Genomic DNA, 16,168 nt, shown 5'->3' on the forward strand with positions numbered 1-16,168 from the left:
GGGCCGCCAGCCAGGGGGCCGCGATCAGCGCGACACCGCCCACGACCACCAGCGTGAACATGATGCCGGACCGGGCCTCGACCAGCTCGTCGTTGCCCCCGAGGGAGTGCCGGTCCTTTTTACCGAGCCGGCTCGGCGGGCGTCGGACCGAAGGGTCAGACGGACACCGCGAGCTGGGTGACCTCACCCAGGCGGGCCTGGGCCGGGATGTCCTTGGTGACGCCGCCGCCCGCGATGATGCGGACGGTCCAGTCACCGGGGGCGGCGAAAAAGCGGAAGATTCCCTCCTCGGACACCACGACCTCACCGGTGAACTCACCGGAGTGGTCGAGCAGACGGGCGTAGGCCGTGCCCGCGCCCGTGACCACGCCCTGGATGACGGCCTGGTTCGTAAGATCGATCCCGGCCGGAAGGGCAATCGTCTGTTCCGGAGCAGCGCATCCCTGAGTCATTATCGAGCCTCTCCCAGTTCGATCGGCACGCCGACCAGCGAGCCGTACTCAACCCATGAACCGTCGTAGTTCTTGACACCGGCCTGGTCGAGGAGCTCGTGCAGCACGAACCACGTGTGGGCCGAGCGCTCCCCGATGCGGCAGTAGGCGATGATGTCCTTGCTGAAGTCGACACCCGCGCCCTCGTAGAGGGCCTTGAGCTCCTCGTCGGACTTGAAGGTGCCGTCGTCGTTGGCAGCCTTGGACCACGGGATGTTGCGGGCGGTGGGCACGTGGCCGACACGCTGCGCCTGCTCCTGCGGAAGGTGCGCGGGGGCGAGCAGCTTGCCGGTGAACTCGTCGGGCGAGCGCACGTCGACCAGGCTGAGCTTGCCGATCGCGGCGACGACCTCGTCGCGGGAGGCGCGCAGGGACCGGTCCTGCTCCTTGGCCTTGTAGTCCGTGGCGGGGCGGCTGGGAACGTCCTTGACCAGCTCGCGGGACTCAAGCTCCCACTTCTTGCGGCCACCGTCGAGAAGCCTGATGTTCTCGTGGCCGTACAGCTTGAAGTACCAGTACGCGTAGGCGGCGAACCAGTTGTTGTTGCCACCGTAGAGAACCACGGTGTCGTCGCCCGCGATGCCACGGGCGGACAGCAGCGCCTCGAAGCCCTCGCGGTCGACGAAGTCACGGCGGACCGGGTCCTGCAGGTCCTTCTTCCAGTCGACCTTCACGGCGCCACGGATGTGGCCCTTGTCATATGCGCTGGCGTCCTCGTCCACTTCAACGAGAACGACACCGGGGGTATCGAGGTTGGCCTCGACCCAGTCAGCGTCGACCAGGACGGCGGAGCGGCTCATTTTGATCCTCCAGGATCATCGTGCGGCGGGTAGTAGGCGGCGAATGATCAAAAACATCTCGCAGCCGAGACAGAAGCCGAAAGCGGCGTTGAGAAATCCGGCGAAAAGTGCCGCCGCGGTGGCCCCGAGGGCCAGCGGCGTGATCTGTGCGACGTATCCGACCAAGCCCACCAGGGCGAAGGTGAGGCCGACTCCCTGCGCGAAGCGCGGCGGGCCGGCGTCCTCCAACTCCTTCGGAGGGCTTTTCACTATCCCTTTGAAAACCATCCCGTACGGCGCGAGGCCGAGAATGCCCAGTGCGAACGCCACGGCCTGTGCGGCCAGCAGCCACGCACTGCCCGTCACGAGGACGAGCGCGAGCACGACTGTTGTGACGGCCGCGGTGAAGCGGAGAGCTCGGGGATCAGCTTGCATCGCTTGATGCTCCTGAAGGGTTGTGCAGATCGGTGCGGCTCGACGGCCGCTTGAGATCGCCCTTTAGGAAATACGACAGAGCGCGGTGGTCACGCGGCAGAAATCAACCGCGCGCCGCTTTGTGAGCAGCTCTGTCGTGGGGTTCATGTCCACGACAGTACCCCGGCGTCCCGCCATCTGTCACATCCCTGTCCAATTTCTGAGACGTGATCATTTGAGGAACGATAGGGTGACCCGTTCATCCGTCGATCACCAGACCTAGAGCGCCGATCACGTCGGCCTTCCTGGGCTGGCCGGATGCGCGCCGCACCACCCGCCCTGACGCGTCGAGGACGAGGACGGTGGGGGTGCGCAGAATGTTCAGCGACCGGACCAGATCGAGGTGGGACTCCGCGTCGATCTCCACGTGCGCGACGCCGGGCACCATCCCCGCCACCTCGTCGAGGATCCGCCGGGTCGCCCGGCACGGCTGGCAGAAGGAACTGGAGAACTGCACCAGCGTGGCCCGTTCCCCCAGCTCCGCGTGGATGTCGCCGGACGTGAGCCGCTCCACCTCGCCCCTCACCTCTCGCGCCACGCCGTTCCGCCGCCGCACCACCACGCCCACGAGCGTGGCGAGGGCGAGAGTGACGACCAGCACCGTCAATCCGGTCACGGAACACGACAACAGGCGGGCGCTCCGGGCCATTCCCGCGCCGCTCAGCCATCCGGCGCCGTTTCCGCGCCCGGAACGCCCCCGCACCGAACGCCCTCGCCTGCCGCGCGGCCCTGTCGGCGCCGGACAGGCTCAGGGGACGTCCACCGTGAGCAGCACCCGCCCTTCGGCGGTGGCGATCTCGAACGACGTGATGCGCTCCGGTGGGATCGTCGTGGTGCCCGTGAAGGCGCCCGACTTGTCATAGGCGGCCCGGTTGACGGTCCAGTTGCCCGCCGTCTCCCTGACGCCACCGTCCCCGATCACGTCCAGCCGGCAGCGTGTGCCCTTGGCCACGCCGGTGAGCACGACCTTGACCGTGGTCGCCCCCTGCCCGGCGGACGCGGTCACCACCGCGCGGATCGTGCCGTACTCCCCGGTGACCCGCAGGTCGCTCGGGGCGAGCAGGAGCTGCGAGTCGGCGCTGGGCACGGAGGTGGGAGAGGCCTTGGTCCTGGCTTCGGGCGCGGCGGCCGAGAGAGGCTCGGCGTGCTCCTGAGTGCTCAGGTCCGCGGCCGACTCGGGCGCGGCGGACCCGGCGACCGTCATGACGTCCCCCGGGGACTGGACGACGGCCCAGAAGGTCCCGCCACCGAGCCCGACCACCAGGACCGAGGCCGCCAGGAGGAGCATCAGCCGGGTGATGCGACGCCGCTTGACCTTGGCGCTGAGCAGCCGCTCCAGCACCGCCGTGGGCGGGCTCGCCACCTGCGCCACGTCGTCCTCGGACACCCTGCCGAGGAACGTCGCCACCCCGCTCAGCTCGGCGAGCTCCGCCGCGCACTCCGCGCACTCGGCGAGATGGGCCTCGACGAGCACGCGCTCGTCCGGCTCCAGGGCTCCGAGCACGTAGACCCCGAGCGACATCCGTACTTCGTCACAGGTCATCATGGCGCGAGCCCCCGCTCCTCCAGCGCCAGCTTGAGCGCCCGAAGCGCGTAATACGTGCGCGACTTAACCGTTCCGGCGGGGATGCCGAGCGACGCGGCCGCCTCCGCGACGGATTTCCCCTGGTAGTAGACCTCGGCCAGCACCTCGCGGTGCTCGGGCCGCAGCGCGGCCAGCGCCTCGGCGACCGCCCACGACTCCACCGCCCGCTCCAGCTCGTCATCGGCGGGCACCACGGCGAGCGCCTCGTCGCCCGTCTCCGGCGGGCGCGCCTTACGTGCCCGGTGCTGGTCGACGACGAGATTGCGGGCCACCGTGAACAGCCACGCGCGGATGGAGCGGCCGGCGAACGCGTTCGGATGGCGCCAGGCCCGCAACAGCGTCTCCTGCACGACATCCTCCGCTCTCCCCGAGTCGCCCGTCAGCCGCAGCGCGTAACCGTAGAGTGGCCCGCCGTGCTCGTCGAAGAGCGCTCTGACAAGCTGCTCGTCGGCGGTTCCGGCTTGACTCACATCCCCACGACGTACGGCGGGACGATCCGGTTCAGACACGGGGCACGTTCAGCCTCTCAGCGGCACATCGGAGGCCTCACCCGAGATGCGCAGGCCCTCGGGCGCGACCTTGATGTCGGTCAGCTTGACGTCGTACGGCAGCTTCCCGATCGGGATCCGGAAGTTGATGAACCGCTCGGGATCGGGCACCGGGATGCCGCCGCCCAGGGTCACCTTCCCGGGGACGAGTTGCAGGCCGCCCTCGACGATCTCGACCTTCAGCGCCGCCTTCACCGGCACCTTCTGCCCCAGCACGGTGATCTCCCCGCTGACGTTGAGCGCGTCGCCCACGATGTCGACCTTGATCCCGCGGGGCGCCCGCTGGCTGAGCGTCTTCACCGGGACGACCACCGACCCCACCACGCGCTCGGCGCGCATGTCGACCTGCTGGGGGCGGAGCACCAGGTCCGCAAGCGGCGCGGTGACACCGTAAAGGGTGAAGTCCACGCTCGACAGCGCGACACCCGAGACGGTCATCGCGCCCGCGGCGACCTTGACCTCCTCGTAGCGCCCGGCGATCGCCTGGGTCAGGAAGGGGATGCCCTCGATGGTGACCTCCGGCGGGGACTCCAGGTCGTACTTGGCCGTCGCCTGCGTGGCGATCTCACGCTGGACTCCGGCGACGGCGACCCTGTCCAGGATCGCGACGAGAGCGAGCAGCAGGACCAGAAAAACGATCAGCTTGCGCATCCGACTCCCTGTTCATTCTCCGGCCCGAGGGGGACCCGTTCGCGTGCCCTCCCCCTGCAATCCTGTACGAAACGCCGTGTCGGCGATAGCACCCGATCAACCCCCCGCGAAGGGCGGGAGCACCTCCACCGTCGCCCCCTCGGCCAGGACTATCGTCTCGTGCGCCCGTCTGCCCACCGGATCCCCGTTGACCAGGAACGACGACCGCTTCAGCACGCGGGCCAGCTCTTCACGGCCCGGTGTGATTTTCGTCATCAGCTCGGCAAGGGTCTCGGCCTCGAAAGGCTCCTCCGCGATGCCCGCCGCGTCCTTGGCCGCGGCCCAATATCTGACAGTTCCCGTCGCCACCTGTGAATCAACTCCTCGAACACACACAGGGTTACCACACCATTACGGCGAATCCACTCGGAGAACCGGTGTTCACCAGGTGGACCTTCACTGGACGCTTACTCCTCGTGGGTTATCCTCACGTACTACGGGACCTGGGCAACGTAGCCCCCGGGTCCTTACGTGTTTGTACGGCTATCGCCGACATGACGCGGGAAGGAGGCATTGTGAGCAATCTCCTACTGCTCACCAACGCCCTTGAGCCCTCGACTGAGGTGCTCCCGGCGCTGGGGCTGCTGTTGCACTCGGTACGTGTCGTGCCCGCGGAGGCGTCCGCCCTGCTCGACGCCCCGCCCGCCGACGCGATCCTGGTGGACGCGCGCCGCGAGCTCGTCCAGGCCAAGAGCCTGTGCAGGCTGCTCCGCACCACGGGCGTTTCCTGCCCTCTGGTGGTGATCGTCACCGAGGGCGGTCTCGCCGGGCTGACCGCGGAATGGGGTGCCGACGACGTCATTCTCGACAGCGCCGGTCCCGCCGAGGTCGAGGCGCGGCTCAGGATGGCCGTGGGCAGACTCAACCTGGCCGCCGCCGAGGAGGTGCCGGACGAGATCCGCAACGGTGACCTGTCGATCGACGAGGCCACCTACACCGCCCGGCTCCGCGGCCGCGCGCTGGATCTGACCTTCAAGGAGTTCGAGCTCCTGAAATACCTGGCGCAGCACCCGGGCAGGGTCTTCACCCGTGCCCAGCTCCTCCAGGAGGTCTGGGGGTACGACTACTTCGGCGGCACCCGTACCGTGGACGTCCACGTCCGGCGGCTCCGCGCCAAGCTCGGCGCCGAGTACGAGGCACTGATCGGAACGGTCCGCAACGTCGGTTACCGGTTCGTCCCCGAGCGCGGCAACGAGGCCGTCGAGGAGCGCGAGCCCGCCCGCCAGTAGGGCGAGCGGTTCCCACCCCGCCGCGATCGGCACTGGCCTCTCTCCAAGGTGCCAGGTCGGCCGCCGGCCGGTGAGTTCGCGCGCCCGCGGCCGTAGCGGTGCCTCCGCGCCCCGTTGGCCCGGGATCCCGGCAGCACGCCAGACCCACCGGAGGCATCCGGCAGGTCTGACGCGTGCGTCGTACCTTTCGCCCCTGTTACGGAGCGACCGTGATGTGGTTGGGAACCGGGGGCGTGATCAACGGGTTCGCCGCGAAGTGGGCGGCGAAGGCGTCGATGTCGAGCGGGCCGCTCCACAGGTCGGTGCCACCGGTGAAGGCGGCGAACGCGTCACCGCCACCGACGAGGAAGTTGTTGGCCGCGACCCTGATCGTCTGGGTGTCCGTCACGTCGACACCGTCGATCTTCATGGCGGAGATCTTCGAACCCCACGGCGCGCTCGCGCTGTAGGTGTAGGTGAAGTTCGACGAGGGCTGCAGGATCTTGGTGAACGGCTGGGCGTTGGGGCCGCCGGTGAACTGCTGCTCCAGAACGGTCTTGAGCTGCGCACCGGTGAGCGTGACCACCTGCATGAGGTTGTTGAACGGCTGGACCGTGAACGCCTCGCCGTACGTCACCACCCCGTCGCCCTCACCGGCGGGCGAGCCCGCGTAGGTGAGGCTGGCCCGCACGCCGCCCGGGTTCATCAGGGCGATCTGGGCGTTGCCGCCGGTCCTGGTCGCGGCGAGCTGGCCGTCGGCGATCAGGTTGCCCAGCGAGGACTCGCCGGACGCGGACGCGGCGTTGGTGATGTCCGCGGTGATCTTGCCGATCGGCCGGTTGGCCACCGGCGCGACGCGGTCCTTCCAGGTCTGAACGAACGCGCTGATCTCCGGGTCGGGGGTGACGGTCCTGGTCACGACCTGGTTGTCGGCCACGACAGAGGAGCGCACGACGTCGCGGGTCTTGACGTCCACCTGGAAGTCGACCTTGGTGATGACCCGGCCGAAGGAACCACCCTGGCTGTAGAGGCGGCTGGCGCCCTTGGGGTCGGCCACCGTGCACAGGTAGGCCTGGTGGGAGTGGCCGCTGAGGATCATGTCGATCTCGGCGTCGACCTGCGTGGCGATCCGGTTGCCCGCGCCCGGCTGGGCGCTGCAGCTGTCGGGCGACTGGCCCGCGGTGACCTGGTCACCCTCGTGGACGAGCACGACCTGGGCCTTGACTCCAACGATCTTGAGAAGCTTGGACGCGACGTTCGCGGCCTTCACCTCGTCGATGAAGTCGAGGTCCTTGATGCCCTCCGAGGTGACGATGCTCGGGGTACTCCCGGTGACCAGGCCGATGAACCCGATCGGCACGCCGTTCATCCAGCGGATCGCGACCGGGGGCAGGGCCGGGATGCCGTAGTCCTTGAGCAGAGCGCGCAGCGAGGAGGTGTTCGTCCCGCCCAGGGCGTCCAGCGCCTGCTTCTCCGCGCCCTGCGCCGGCCGCTTGAAGACGACGTTCGCGCCGAGGTAGCTGTAGGCCGCGCCCTTCCACCTGCCCGCGGGCGAGCAGCCGTCCACCGGGTGGCAGCCGCCGTTCATGATCCGCCTGAGCTCGGCGTACCCCTCGTCGAACTCGTGGTTGCCCACGGCGGAGGCGGTGACGCCGATCTTGCCGAGGAACTCCACCGACGGCTCGTCGTGATAGGCCGCGGAGATCAGCGGGGTCGCGCCGATCAGGTCGCCCTGGGCGACCTTCAGCGTGTTCTTGTCGGACAGCTGCTTGAGGTGGGTGGCGACATAAGCGGCGCCACCCGCGTCGACTGTGGCGCCGGTCTCGTCGACCATGCGGCCGGAGGAACCGGTCGGCGGCTCAAGGTTGCCGTGGAAATCGTTGAGGGAGAGCAGGCGGACCGGCACCGTCTTGGCGGGCTTGTTGCCCGCCTCGGCTGGCCCCATCGCAAGCGTGACACCGGCTCCGGCGAGCACGCACGCCATGGTCAGCCGCAGGAAGGAACGAGACATCATGGTCCACGACACTAAGGGGACTATCTGTGCAAGGAATGTCCGAGAGATAACGATTCACCCGACCGGTAGCTGGCGGCTTTTGCCAGTCCCCGGTGCTCTCCCAGGACGTGTACCCGCCTAGAGTCCAGAACATGAATGTGCGTGTTGAACACCGGGGGCTACTCGGCGAACAAGAGGTGTCCGAGGTCCTTGCGGTGGTGGATGCGGCCACGAAGGCCGACGGGGTCCGGCCACTCAACGAACATGTCATGCTGCACCTGCGCTACGGCGGCGACGAGCGGGCCGGAGCCGTGCTCCTGTACACCGGGGACGACCTCGCGGGCTACGCCCACCTGGACCCGACGGACCCCGTCGAGGGGCCCAGCGGGGAGCTGGTCGTCCACCCGGCGTTCCGCGGGCGGGGATACGGACGGCGGTTGCTGCGGGCCGTGCTCGACCGCGCAGGCGGGCACCTGCGGCTGTGGGCGCACGGCGGACACCCGGCGGCCGATGCCCTCGCCCTGTCGGAGGGGTTCGAAAGGGCGAGGTCGCTGTGGCAGATGCGCCGCCCCCTCACCGCCGACATCGGTGGCTTCGACCTCCCCGAGGGCGTACGGCTCCGCACCTTCGAGCCCGGCACCTCAGACCAGGAGGCCTGGCTCGCCCTCAACGCCAAGGCCTTCGCCGACCACCCCGAGCAGGGCGCGTGGACGCTTGACGACCTCAAGCTGCGCGAGCGGGAACCCTGGTTCGACCCGGCCGGGTTCTTCCTCGCCGTACGGCCCGGCGGCCCCGAGGGCCGCGACCGGCTGGTGGGCTTCCACTGGACCAAGGTGCACGGCGACGGCGACCACGCGCACGAGCCGATCGGCGAGGTCTACGTCGTCGGCGTCGACCCCGCCGAGCAGGGCGGCGGCCTGGGCAGGTCACTGACCCTGGCGGGCCTGGCCCACCTGCGCTCGCGAGACCTGACCCACGTGATGCTGTACGTCGACGAGAGCAACTCCGCGGCGATCCGCCTGTACCAGGGGCTGGGCTTCACCCGCTGGGACGTCGACGTGATGTACCGGAAGGGCAGTGCCTGACGGACTTGAAGTGGACCAGGTCCCCCCGAGGGATCTGGTCCACCTGGAGTACTACTCGATCATCCAGTGCAGCGCGAAGTAGGACAGCGCGGCGACCAACGCGGCGGCCGGGATCGTGAGAACCCAGGCGGTCACGATGTTGCCCGCGACGCCCCAGCGCACGGCGGAAAGGCGCTTGGTGGCACCGACGCCCATGATCGCGCTGGTGATCGTGTGAGTGGTCGAGATCGGGGCACCGAAGCCGATGGCCGCGGTGTAGAGCACCGTCGCCGCAGCCGTCTCCGCGGCGAATCCCTGTGGGGGGTCGAGCGCGATGATCCGGCGGCCGAGCGTCCGCATGATCCGCCAGCCTCCCGCGTACGTGCCGAGCGAGATGGCCGTGGCGGCGGCGAGGATGACCCACTGCGGGATCGGGTCGCCGTCATGCTGGTAACCGCCGACCACGAGGGCCAGGAAGATGACGCCCATGGTCTTCTGCGCGTCCTGGAGACCGTGACCCAGCGCCATCGCCGCCGCGGAGACGGTCTGCGCGTACCGGAAGCCCCGGTTGGTCTTCGACGGCTGGGAGCGCCGGAACCCCCACAGAATGCCGATCATGATGAGCCCGGCGAGGGTGAAGCCGATCACCGGAGACAGGATCATCGGGATGACGACCTTCTCCATCACCCCGTCCCAGTGGACGTTGCTCGCCGAGGCGAGCGCGGCGCCGACCAGACCGCCGATCAGCGCGTGACTGCTTGAGGAGGGGAGGCCGAAGTACCAGGTGATGAGGTTCCAGGTGATCGCGCCGATCAGGCCCGAGCCGACGATGACGAGACCGTGGCTTCCCTGTGGAGCGTCGATGATGCCTTTGCCGACGGTCGCGGCCACCTGCGTGCCGAGGTGCGCACCCAGGAAGTTCATGGCCGCGGCCATGAAGAGCGCGGCCCTCGGCGTCAGCGCGCGTGTTGAGACGGAGGTCGCGATCGCGTTCGCGGCGTCGTGGAAGCCGTTGGTGTAGTCGAACACCAACGCTACGACCACCACGCCGATGACGAGTGCGAGCGTGAGATCCACTTAACTTTCCTTGACCGCGATCGACTCGATCGTGTTGGCCACGTGCTCGAAGGCGTCGGCGGCCATCTCGAGCTGATCGATGACCTCCTTCATCTTGAGGACGGTCAACGCGTCGTACTCCCCGCCGAAGAGCTTGGCGAGAAGGCGGCGGTAGACCTGGTCGGCCTGGTTCTCAAGCCGGTTGATCTCGATCCAGTACTCGTTGAGGTTCTTCATCGAGCGCAGCCGTGGCATGGCCTCGGCGGTGAGCTCGGCGGCACGTTCCAGAACCTCGACCTGCCGGACCACCTCTTTGGGAAGATGGTCGATCTGGTAGAGGACGATGAGGTCGGCCGCCGCCTCCATGTAGTCCATCACGTCGTCGAGGTTCGAGGCGAGACGGTAGATGTCCTCGCGGTCGAAGGGGGTGATGAAGCTCTCGTTGAGCCGGTTCATGATCGCGTGAGTACGCTCGTCACCGGCGTGCTCACATGCGCGCATCTTCTCGGCCAGAGCTTCCCTGTCCGATCCGTCACTGATGATCTCTACCAGCAGACGGGACGCTGTGACGAGGTTGTTCGCCGAGTCTGCGAACAAGTCGTAGTAGCTGTCCTCACTTGGTGTGAGACGGAGGCGCACGTCGTTCTCCAGATGTGCGGGGATGGTCCGCAGAGAAGGGTACGGGTTACCAGCGGAAATGCGAACTTCACCCGCTAGACATGCACTCTTCCCGGTGTCGCTACCCGGCGCATACCCGGCGACACACAGCTTGAGGCAGCCTTGAGGGCATCTTTCCGCTGACCGTTTTGCTGGTTTTCGGCCACAGTATGACGAAGACAGGCCAAGTATGGGACTTCTCTACCCCTGAACGCCATCCGGCACCTTCCCCGTACCTCCCTCGGAAACCCCCGCGTCCAGTGCCCTTCCCGCACGGTTCACCAAGGTCGCCAGGGCTCGTCGGCCTCCCGCGAAAAATCAGGGTGATTTCCATCACGATCGCCGGTTAACCCGCATTTTGCCTGCTCACGGCAGCCCTACTCGCGGACCCGTTCCCGCGGCCTCTCGCCCCTCGGAGTCCCCGGGCGCTCCCCTTCTTCGGAGGGTTCACCCCGCCACGACAACCCGCCCCGGCGTGAAAGTTCACTTTGAATTCACCGTTAGTTCATCTTTGGCGGAGAATCCGCCTCCGGGACCTGATCCCGGACCTCAGATCGGCGTCCGGTGGAAGTTGAGGTACGAACGGCTCGGCGTCGGCCCCCGCTGCCCCTGGTAGCGGGATCCGTACTTCTCCGAACCGTAGGGATACTCGGCCGGCGAGCTGAGCCTGAACATGCAGAGCTGGCCGATCTTCATACCAGGCCAGAGCTTGATCGGCAATGTCGCGACGTTGGAGAGCTCAAGCGTGACGTGCCCGCTGAAGCCCGGGTCGATGAACCCTGCCGTGGAGTGGGTCAGCAGGCCGAGCCTGCCCAGCGAGCTCTTCCCCTCCAGCCGCGAGGCGATGTCGTCCGGCAGCGTGACGACCTCGTACGTGCTCGCCAGCACGAACTCCCCCGGGTGCAGGATGAACGGCTCGTCCTTGTCGGGCTCGACCATCCGCGTCAGGTCCGGCTGCTCGACAGCCGGATCGATGTGCGGGTACCGGTGGTTCTCGAAGACCCTGAAGTAGCGGTCCAGGCATACGTCGACACTGGACGGCTGGATCATCTCCGGCTGGAAGGGATCGATCCTCACCCTCCCCGCCTCGATCTCGGCAACGATGTCACGATCGGAAAGCAGCACGTGAGGCAACCTACCAACGCCACGCCCTCCCGGGAGCGTCGGCACAGACCCCGATCCCGCTTCCCACAGTGGACGAGAGCCACCCAACTTCCGCTAGAGTGGTGGGGCGGCACGCCGCTGCGGGTGTAGTTCAATGGCAGAACATCAGCTTCCCAAGCTGACAGCGCGGGTTCGATTCCCGTCACCCGCTCCACGCTCAAAGGCCCAGCTCAAAAATGTGATCTAGAGCTGGGCCTTCCCCGTTCCCCTGGCGCTGACGACTCCCGAGCAAGCCTGTCGCGGCTGAAGACCGCTACCGCCGAAGGAGCAGCGGAAGTCTACGGACTGAGCCTCGAAGTGGCCGCCTGCAACTTATGCGTTCGCCAGCTGTCGGTGATGCACCGTTAGAGGCTCGATTTCAGTGGTGTCGTCGTCGACGATGAGCTCGACACGGAACCGAACTCCCATTGCCGCACCGAGACGCAGCAGTGTCGCTATATCCGGAATGCCGCCACCGCCCTCGATGCGAGACAGAGCGGGTTGGGACATCCCGGAGCGTTCCGCTACGACCTTCTGAGACAGGCCTCGGCGCTTACGGATCTCACGCAACTGGTCTCCGAGCTCCAAGTCACGGCCCGCCTGCTCGTATTCGGAGTGGGACTGCGCATCCGCTTCCATCTCGCGCAGACGCTTCGCCTTGTAGGTTTCCCAACGGCTGTGACCCATCATGCGCTCCTCTCGAACACGTGCGTGGTGGTTAGGTCATGCTGTGCCTCACACCGCTTCTTAGCAGCGATCGCTCGGTCGATGTCGGCGGTCTGCGTCCCATCCTGTGTCTTGCGGAAGACCGTCAGGACCACGATCACCTTGTTGGACGGCTTCCAAAAGGTCAACCGCCAGGTCGTGCGGTCGAGAGCAACACGCAGCTCGTGCACACCTTCGGCATCCTTCAGCTTCTTCACATGATCCCCATCAGGGATGCCACCAGTGACGAGGTAGTCGTCTACGTTTCGCATAACCCGCTGGTAGAGCGGAAACGAAAGTCCGTCCAGCCAAGACTCCACCTCCGGCTCTAGGTCAATCTCCCACTGAGACATACCATCAATAGTATATGCTCTCGATGGTAACCCGTGGCGGGAATGAGCACCAGGCCTGCCCCGCACCCACTTCTCGATCTTGGTTGCTCGTCCAGGTCCTCCCGGGCGGCGTTGATCACGTGCCAGATCCGTGCCAGAACAGGCGGGGAAGACCGGTCATCCACGGGGACTCACGGGGAACCACACCCCGTCTACCTGCACCCCCGTTTCCCAGCTCAGCCCGCCAACACCAGCAGCCGATTCCCAAGCTGACAGCGCGGGTTCGATTCCCGTCACCTGCTCCACTTCGGGAAAACGGCATCTTCCGATCGGCCGAATAACCCACATGCTCAGGCTCATGACCTGATGTCACACTGTCGCGGTGTCCCGAACCGACCTCAGCGAGATCGAGTACCTACGTCACATCGAGCACCTGGCGCGCGAGATCGTCAACGCGGCAGACCGCGAGGGATGGCTCACTCTCACCGCCGCATCTGACGAGGCCACACCACTTCATCGAGCAGTGATCGAGACAGCCCGCCAACTACGTCACCATCACTTCGACGGAGACGGATGTCTCGACGAGGACCTTCCGCTGATGAAACTCGCCGGGGTCGTCATCCTCCGGCCGCACGCCCTTCCTGTCGGCATGGAAGAGAGCTACAACCAGATCTGCGCCCGCCTGGACGTCGAAGCCCGGTCCGGAGGGTGGGCGATCTGGAACACCTGGGCCAAAGACGGCCAGCCCATCTCAATCGTCATGGTCGACTCCAGCGGCACCGAAGGACTGCTCACGAACTGGGCACAAGGCATCGAGGTCTACCCGATCACCCCCCTCCCGGCCCAAGTGGTCCTGACACGGCAGGGATGGGTCACCCCCATGATCCTGTCCCCTGCCAGTGCCCGGAGATTGGGGGCGACTCGACCCACACGTCAAACACTCCCCATGATCCTCGACGCCTCCGACGAAGGCCCTCCAACTTCGGGATGATCGGGTGTACGCAGGTGCGCGATCCATGTCACCCTGCGCCTATGCTCACTGTCCGCCAACTCCTCGATTACCTCACCGGCTTGCCCGACGAAACTCTCGTTGTGATCGACGTTCACGATGGCGACAGCTGGCACCTCCGCGTGGAGGAGGTCAGCGTCACGACCGCGCAGGACGTGACCGAGGGCGGAGACCCTCATGAGGGCACCGAAGTCGAGATCTTCTGGGAACCCGGTCAGCACGGTTGGACCATGAACGGCCCCTCCAAGACGCTCTTCACTCTGGACGACGTAGAGAAGCTGATCGCCGAACGGGATGCGTTCCGCCGAGAGCTGGGAGAGCTGCGCTCCGGGCTCTGCTTCTCCCTTGGCAAGCACCGCCGAGCGGCAGGCCCGCAAGAGCTCACCGTCATGTCCGTACTTAGTGATCAAGAGATCCTCGGAGAGATCGAGCGACTCCGCACCGTCGCTGCTGAGTCCGCCACCGAGCCCAATCCAGAGCTTTGACCCTCGGGCCATTAACCAGGGTGACGAAGGGGCAATCACGGTCACTCACGACCGGCCGAACACCCAGCTCAGCCGCCCCACCTGCCGTACTCGATGCACTTCCCAAGCTGACAGTGCGGGTTCGATTCCCGTCGCCCGCTCCATGCTCAAAGGCCCAGGTCAGGATGTGAATCCCGACTGGGGCCTTAGTTGTTTTCGGAGCTTCTTCGATGCGCGGGTCCTGCAACGCAGCCAGGACACCGACTCTCACCGCACGGCCCTGCGTGGTCAAGGTCGCCAGGGCAGCAGAGGTACGTACCTTCACCCCCTTGTCGGACTCGTTGGCCTGGACGAAGCGGCCGTTGGCGGCAGAGCCGCCGTCAAGCATTTGCGGTACAGCCGCCCCATCATGGAAGCCGACTGGAGAGGCCGTGACAGACGAAGCGCTCTACCTGAGATTTCAAGGCACCGCCCGTGACCGGCAGGGGCGTCTTCCCGGGGTCTTCGGCCTGGTCAACAGCCTGGCATCCAGAGGAAAGCTGACAGCGGAGCAAGAACGTTTCCGGCGGACGAACAACGACTGGTACGACGCGAACTTCACCAACCCCTCAGATATCGACTCCACGGTCTATGACCATGCCCTGAACCCCGGGGCCGCAGCCTGGTTCAAATCGTCGGCGCACCTGCTCATCGAGCGGGTCGCCGGCTACATGGAGATCCTTGCCGCACACGGCGTCGGCTGCGAAGTGGTCCACTCATCGGATCCAGGAAAGATCGTCTACGAGGACGACCACCAAATCGTCGTAGTCCCGCACTTGAACGACGTAACGGCATCGCAGGTTACGTGATCGGGTAGGCGTCCTCCAGTTCATGACGATCGGCCGGGAGAAGCACCTCCGCCACGACCAGGGCGTGACCGGCCGCATCGCGCACCGCCGCGTACACGCACAGCAGCGGAACGTTCTTCGACATGCCGAGTCGCTTGGCCTCCTCGGTGGTGGGCATGCGCGCGACGATCTGTTCCACGATGTGATCGAAGCGCACCCCCTTGCGCGACTGGAGATGCTCGCGAAGCCCTTCGGGCAGTGGGTCAGCGCTGGTCAGGTCGGTACCCTCGGACAGCTCCAGCGGCAGCCACACCGAGACGATCTCGGTCGGCTCGCCGGCCCGGCTGACCAGGCGACGCCGCAGGAACGCCTTGCTCTTCGGGGTGATGTCCAGCAGGGCGGCGACCCGGTTGGGCACGGCCAGCGCCGCCGCTTCCAGCACCTCGCCATCGGAGGCGCTCTCGGGACCGGTCAGGTACGCCTGTCCGGGGCGGGGCTGTTCCATCGAGGTCATCGCCGGACGACCGCGTACGAAGCGGCCCTTGCCCTGCTGGGAATCGATCCAGCCCTGTTCGCGCAGCACGCGCAGTGCCGCGACCACGGTGGGCCGGGAGACGCCGAACTCGTTGATGAGCTGGTTCTCACTGGGCAGGAGTGAGCCCGGAGGATAGTCCCCCGACTCGATACGCCGTTGAAGTGCCTGCACAAGTTGGGCGTACTTCGGAGGCACGGACTCTAGTGACATTACGACCGTCCATCACCCGACAGGTTGTTTTACCAAGTCAGAGCGTAACCTGGCTTTCCCTCTCCTGTCGCGTCACCGGCAGACAAAGGGAACAAGGGCAAAGAAGATCCCGGCAGGCAGAGAGAGGGAAGAAGGACGCTGCGGCTGCATGGGGTGGGCCGCGCGCCGCTCTACTGCCTGCCGGGATGTCGAAGAGCGCGACGGAGCAGCGGTAACGCTCTCCAGCACCCTCCGCGCTGGAGGACACCGCCCCGCCGCGCCCGCCTATCGACCGGCGTAGTCGGCCAGAACCTGGGCCGCGCCCGCCACGTCGTTGATCGGGTGGCGCCTCTCGGCCGACTGCCAGGAGTACACCTCCGACCTGCGCGACACCGAGGCGATCCTCGCCGACCCGGCGG

At 66.7% G+C, this 16,168-nt stretch carries 22 protein-coding genes and 1 tRNA gene; 6 read left to right on the forward strand and 17 right to left on the reverse strand.

Translation table 11 applies throughout. The features are described 5' to 3' along the window. The 10 genes from ABZ260_RS28720 to ABZ260_RS28765 form a co-directional block, all read right to left on the reverse strand. Positions 1-187, reverse strand: a 187-nt coding sequence (locus ABZ260_RS28720; protein ID WP_355623969.1) for a hypothetical protein, incomplete at its 3' end; no start/stop codon positions are given. Continuing rightward, positions 156-452 carry a DUF1416 domain-containing protein gene (locus ABZ260_RS28725; RefSeq protein WP_350911168.1) on the reverse strand — a complete coding sequence of 99 codons (297 nt, stop codon included), beginning with the start codon at positions 450-452 and terminating at the stop codon, positions 156-158. The genes ABZ260_RS28725 and ABZ260_RS28720, both read right to left, overlap by 32 nt. Then, a complete protein-coding gene (locus ABZ260_RS28730) occupies positions 452-1,291 on the reverse strand; it encodes a sulfurtransferase (RefSeq protein WP_350911166.1) in 840 nt (279 codons plus the stop codon). The genes ABZ260_RS28725 and ABZ260_RS28730 overlap by 1 nt, the downstream gene beginning before the upstream one ends. A 15-nt stretch (positions 1,292-1,306) precedes the next feature. Beyond that, positions 1,307-1,705 (reverse strand): DUF4395 domain-containing protein, encoded by a 399-nt coding sequence (locus ABZ260_RS28735; protein ID WP_355623972.1) that lies wholly within the window; start codon positions 1,703-1,705, stop codon positions 1,307-1,309. A 63-nt stretch (positions 1,706-1,768) separates the two neighbouring features. Further along, on the reverse strand, positions 1,769-1,882 hold the full coding sequence (locus tag ABZ260_RS28740) for a putative leader peptide (protein WP_355623975.1): 114 nt from the start codon (positions 1,880-1,882) through the stop codon (positions 1,769-1,771). A gap of 61 nt (positions 1,883-1,943) precedes the next feature. Next, on the reverse strand, positions 1,944-2,282 hold the full coding sequence (locus ABZ260_RS28745) for a thioredoxin family protein (RefSeq protein WP_350911954.1): 339 nt from the start codon (positions 2,280-2,282) through the stop codon (positions 1,944-1,946). A gap of 210 nt (positions 2,283-2,492) precedes the next feature. Next, the gene (locus ABZ260_RS28750; protein ID WP_355623978.1) at positions 2,493-3,290 is read right to left on the reverse strand and encodes a zf-HC2 domain-containing protein; all 798 of its coding nucleotides are present in this window, start codon (positions 3,288-3,290) and stop codon (positions 2,493-2,495) included. Further along, positions 3,287-3,799 (reverse strand): sigma-70 family RNA polymerase sigma factor, encoded by a 513-nt coding sequence (locus tag ABZ260_RS28755; protein ID WP_030924537.1) that lies wholly within the window; start codon positions 3,797-3,799, stop codon positions 3,287-3,289. Before ABZ260_RS28755 ends, ABZ260_RS28750 begins: the two co-directional genes overlap by 4 nt. A gap of 48 nt (positions 3,800-3,847) precedes the next feature. Then, positions 3,848-4,528, reverse strand: coding sequence for a DUF2993 domain-containing protein (locus ABZ260_RS28760; RefSeq protein WP_355623981.1), 681 nt, complete (start codon positions 4,526-4,528; stop codon positions 3,848-3,850). A 96-nt stretch (positions 4,529-4,624) separates the two neighbouring features. Further along, entirely contained in the window at positions 4,625-4,876 is a 252-nt protein-coding gene (locus ABZ260_RS28765) for a MoaD/ThiS family protein (RefSeq protein ID WP_350951827.1), read from the reverse strand. Positions 4,877-5,082: 206 nt separating this feature from the next. Here ABZ260_RS28765 and ABZ260_RS28770 point away from each other — a divergent pair, with 206 nt between their 5' ends. After that, positions 5,083-5,796: a response regulator transcription factor gene (locus ABZ260_RS28770; RefSeq protein WP_355557207.1), complete on the forward strand. Its 714-nt coding sequence runs from the start codon at positions 5,083-5,085 to the stop codon at positions 5,794-5,796. A 196-nt stretch (positions 5,797-5,992) separates the two neighbouring features. Here the strand turns inward: ABZ260_RS28770 and ABZ260_RS28775 are convergent, their stop codons facing one another. Beyond that, complete coding sequence (locus ABZ260_RS28775) at positions 5,993-7,789, reverse strand: bifunctional metallophosphatase/5'-nucleotidase (protein WP_355623984.1); 1,797 nt, start codon at positions 7,787-7,789, stop codon at positions 5,993-5,995. Positions 7,790-7,920: 131 nt separating this feature from the next. On the opposite strand from ABZ260_RS28775, the gene mshD reads away from it, so the two are divergent. Beyond that, positions 7,921-8,853, forward strand: coding sequence for a mycothiol synthase (gene mshD / locus ABZ260_RS28780; protein WP_355623987.1), 933 nt, complete (start codon positions 7,921-7,923; stop codon positions 8,851-8,853). A gap of 51 nt (positions 8,854-8,904) precedes the next feature. On the opposite strand, the gene ABZ260_RS28785 is transcribed toward mshD, so the two are convergent. From ABZ260_RS28785 to dcd, 3 genes are all read right to left on the reverse strand, one after another. Continuing rightward, positions 8,905-9,909 (reverse strand): inorganic phosphate transporter, encoded by a 1,005-nt coding sequence (locus ABZ260_RS28785; protein WP_355557199.1) that lies wholly within the window; start codon positions 9,907-9,909, stop codon positions 8,905-8,907. Further along, the gene (locus ABZ260_RS28790) at positions 9,910-10,527 is read right to left on the reverse strand and encodes a DUF47 family protein (RefSeq protein WP_030924556.1); all 618 of its coding nucleotides are present in this window, start codon (positions 10,525-10,527) and stop codon (positions 9,910-9,912) included. A 567-nt stretch (positions 10,528-11,094) separates the two neighbouring features. Next, positions 11,095-11,670: a dCTP deaminase gene (gene dcd, locus ABZ260_RS28795; RefSeq protein WP_350911147.1), complete on the reverse strand. Its 576-nt coding sequence runs from the start codon at positions 11,668-11,670 to the stop codon at positions 11,095-11,097. 119 nt (positions 11,671-11,789) lie between these two features. Here dcd and ABZ260_RS28800 point away from each other — a divergent pair. Continuing rightward, positions 11,790-11,863: transfer RNA gene (locus tag ABZ260_RS28800), tRNA-Gly, on the forward strand. A 158-nt stretch (positions 11,864-12,021) separates the two neighbouring features. Here ABZ260_RS28800 and ABZ260_RS28805 read toward each other — a convergent pair. Then, the gene (locus ABZ260_RS28805) at positions 12,022-12,378 is read right to left on the reverse strand and encodes a helix-turn-helix transcriptional regulator (protein WP_355623990.1); all 357 of its coding nucleotides are present in this window, start codon (positions 12,376-12,378) and stop codon (positions 12,022-12,024) included. Then, entirely contained in the window at positions 12,375-12,746 is a 372-nt protein-coding gene (locus ABZ260_RS28810; RefSeq protein WP_355623993.1) for a type II toxin-antitoxin system RelE/ParE family toxin, read from the reverse strand. The genes ABZ260_RS28805 and ABZ260_RS28810 overlap by 4 nt, the downstream gene beginning before the upstream one ends. A gap of 361 nt (positions 12,747-13,107) precedes the next feature. On the opposite strand from ABZ260_RS28810, the gene ABZ260_RS28815 reads away from it, so the two are divergent. The 3 genes from ABZ260_RS28815 (at position 13,108) to ABZ260_RS28825 (ending at position 15,046) form a co-directional block, all read left to right on the forward strand. Further along, entirely contained in the window at positions 13,108-13,716 is a 609-nt protein-coding gene (locus ABZ260_RS28815) for a hypothetical protein (RefSeq protein WP_355623996.1), read from the forward strand. Positions 13,717-13,757: 41 nt separating this feature from the next. Continuing rightward, entirely contained in the window at positions 13,758-14,219 is a 462-nt protein-coding gene (locus ABZ260_RS28820) for a hypothetical protein (RefSeq protein ID WP_355623999.1), read from the forward strand. Positions 14,220-14,629: 410 nt separating this feature from the next. After that, entirely contained in the window at positions 14,630-15,046 is a 417-nt protein-coding gene (locus tag ABZ260_RS28825) for a hypothetical protein (RefSeq protein ID WP_355624002.1), read from the forward strand. On the opposite strand, the gene ABZ260_RS28830 is transcribed toward ABZ260_RS28825, so the two are convergent. Beyond that, a complete protein-coding gene (locus ABZ260_RS28830) occupies positions 15,039-15,731 on the reverse strand; it encodes a GntR family transcriptional regulator (RefSeq protein WP_355624005.1) in 693 nt (230 codons plus the stop codon). The genes ABZ260_RS28825 and ABZ260_RS28830 overlap by 8 nt on opposite strands. Positions 15,732-16,168: the final 437 nt, after the last annotated feature.

It is taken from the genome of Streptosporangium sp. NPDC006013 (assembly GCF_040614275.1).
In the GTDB taxonomy this organism is placed as follows: domain Bacteria; phylum Actinomycetota; class Actinomycetes; order Streptosporangiales; family Streptosporangiaceae; genus Streptosporangium.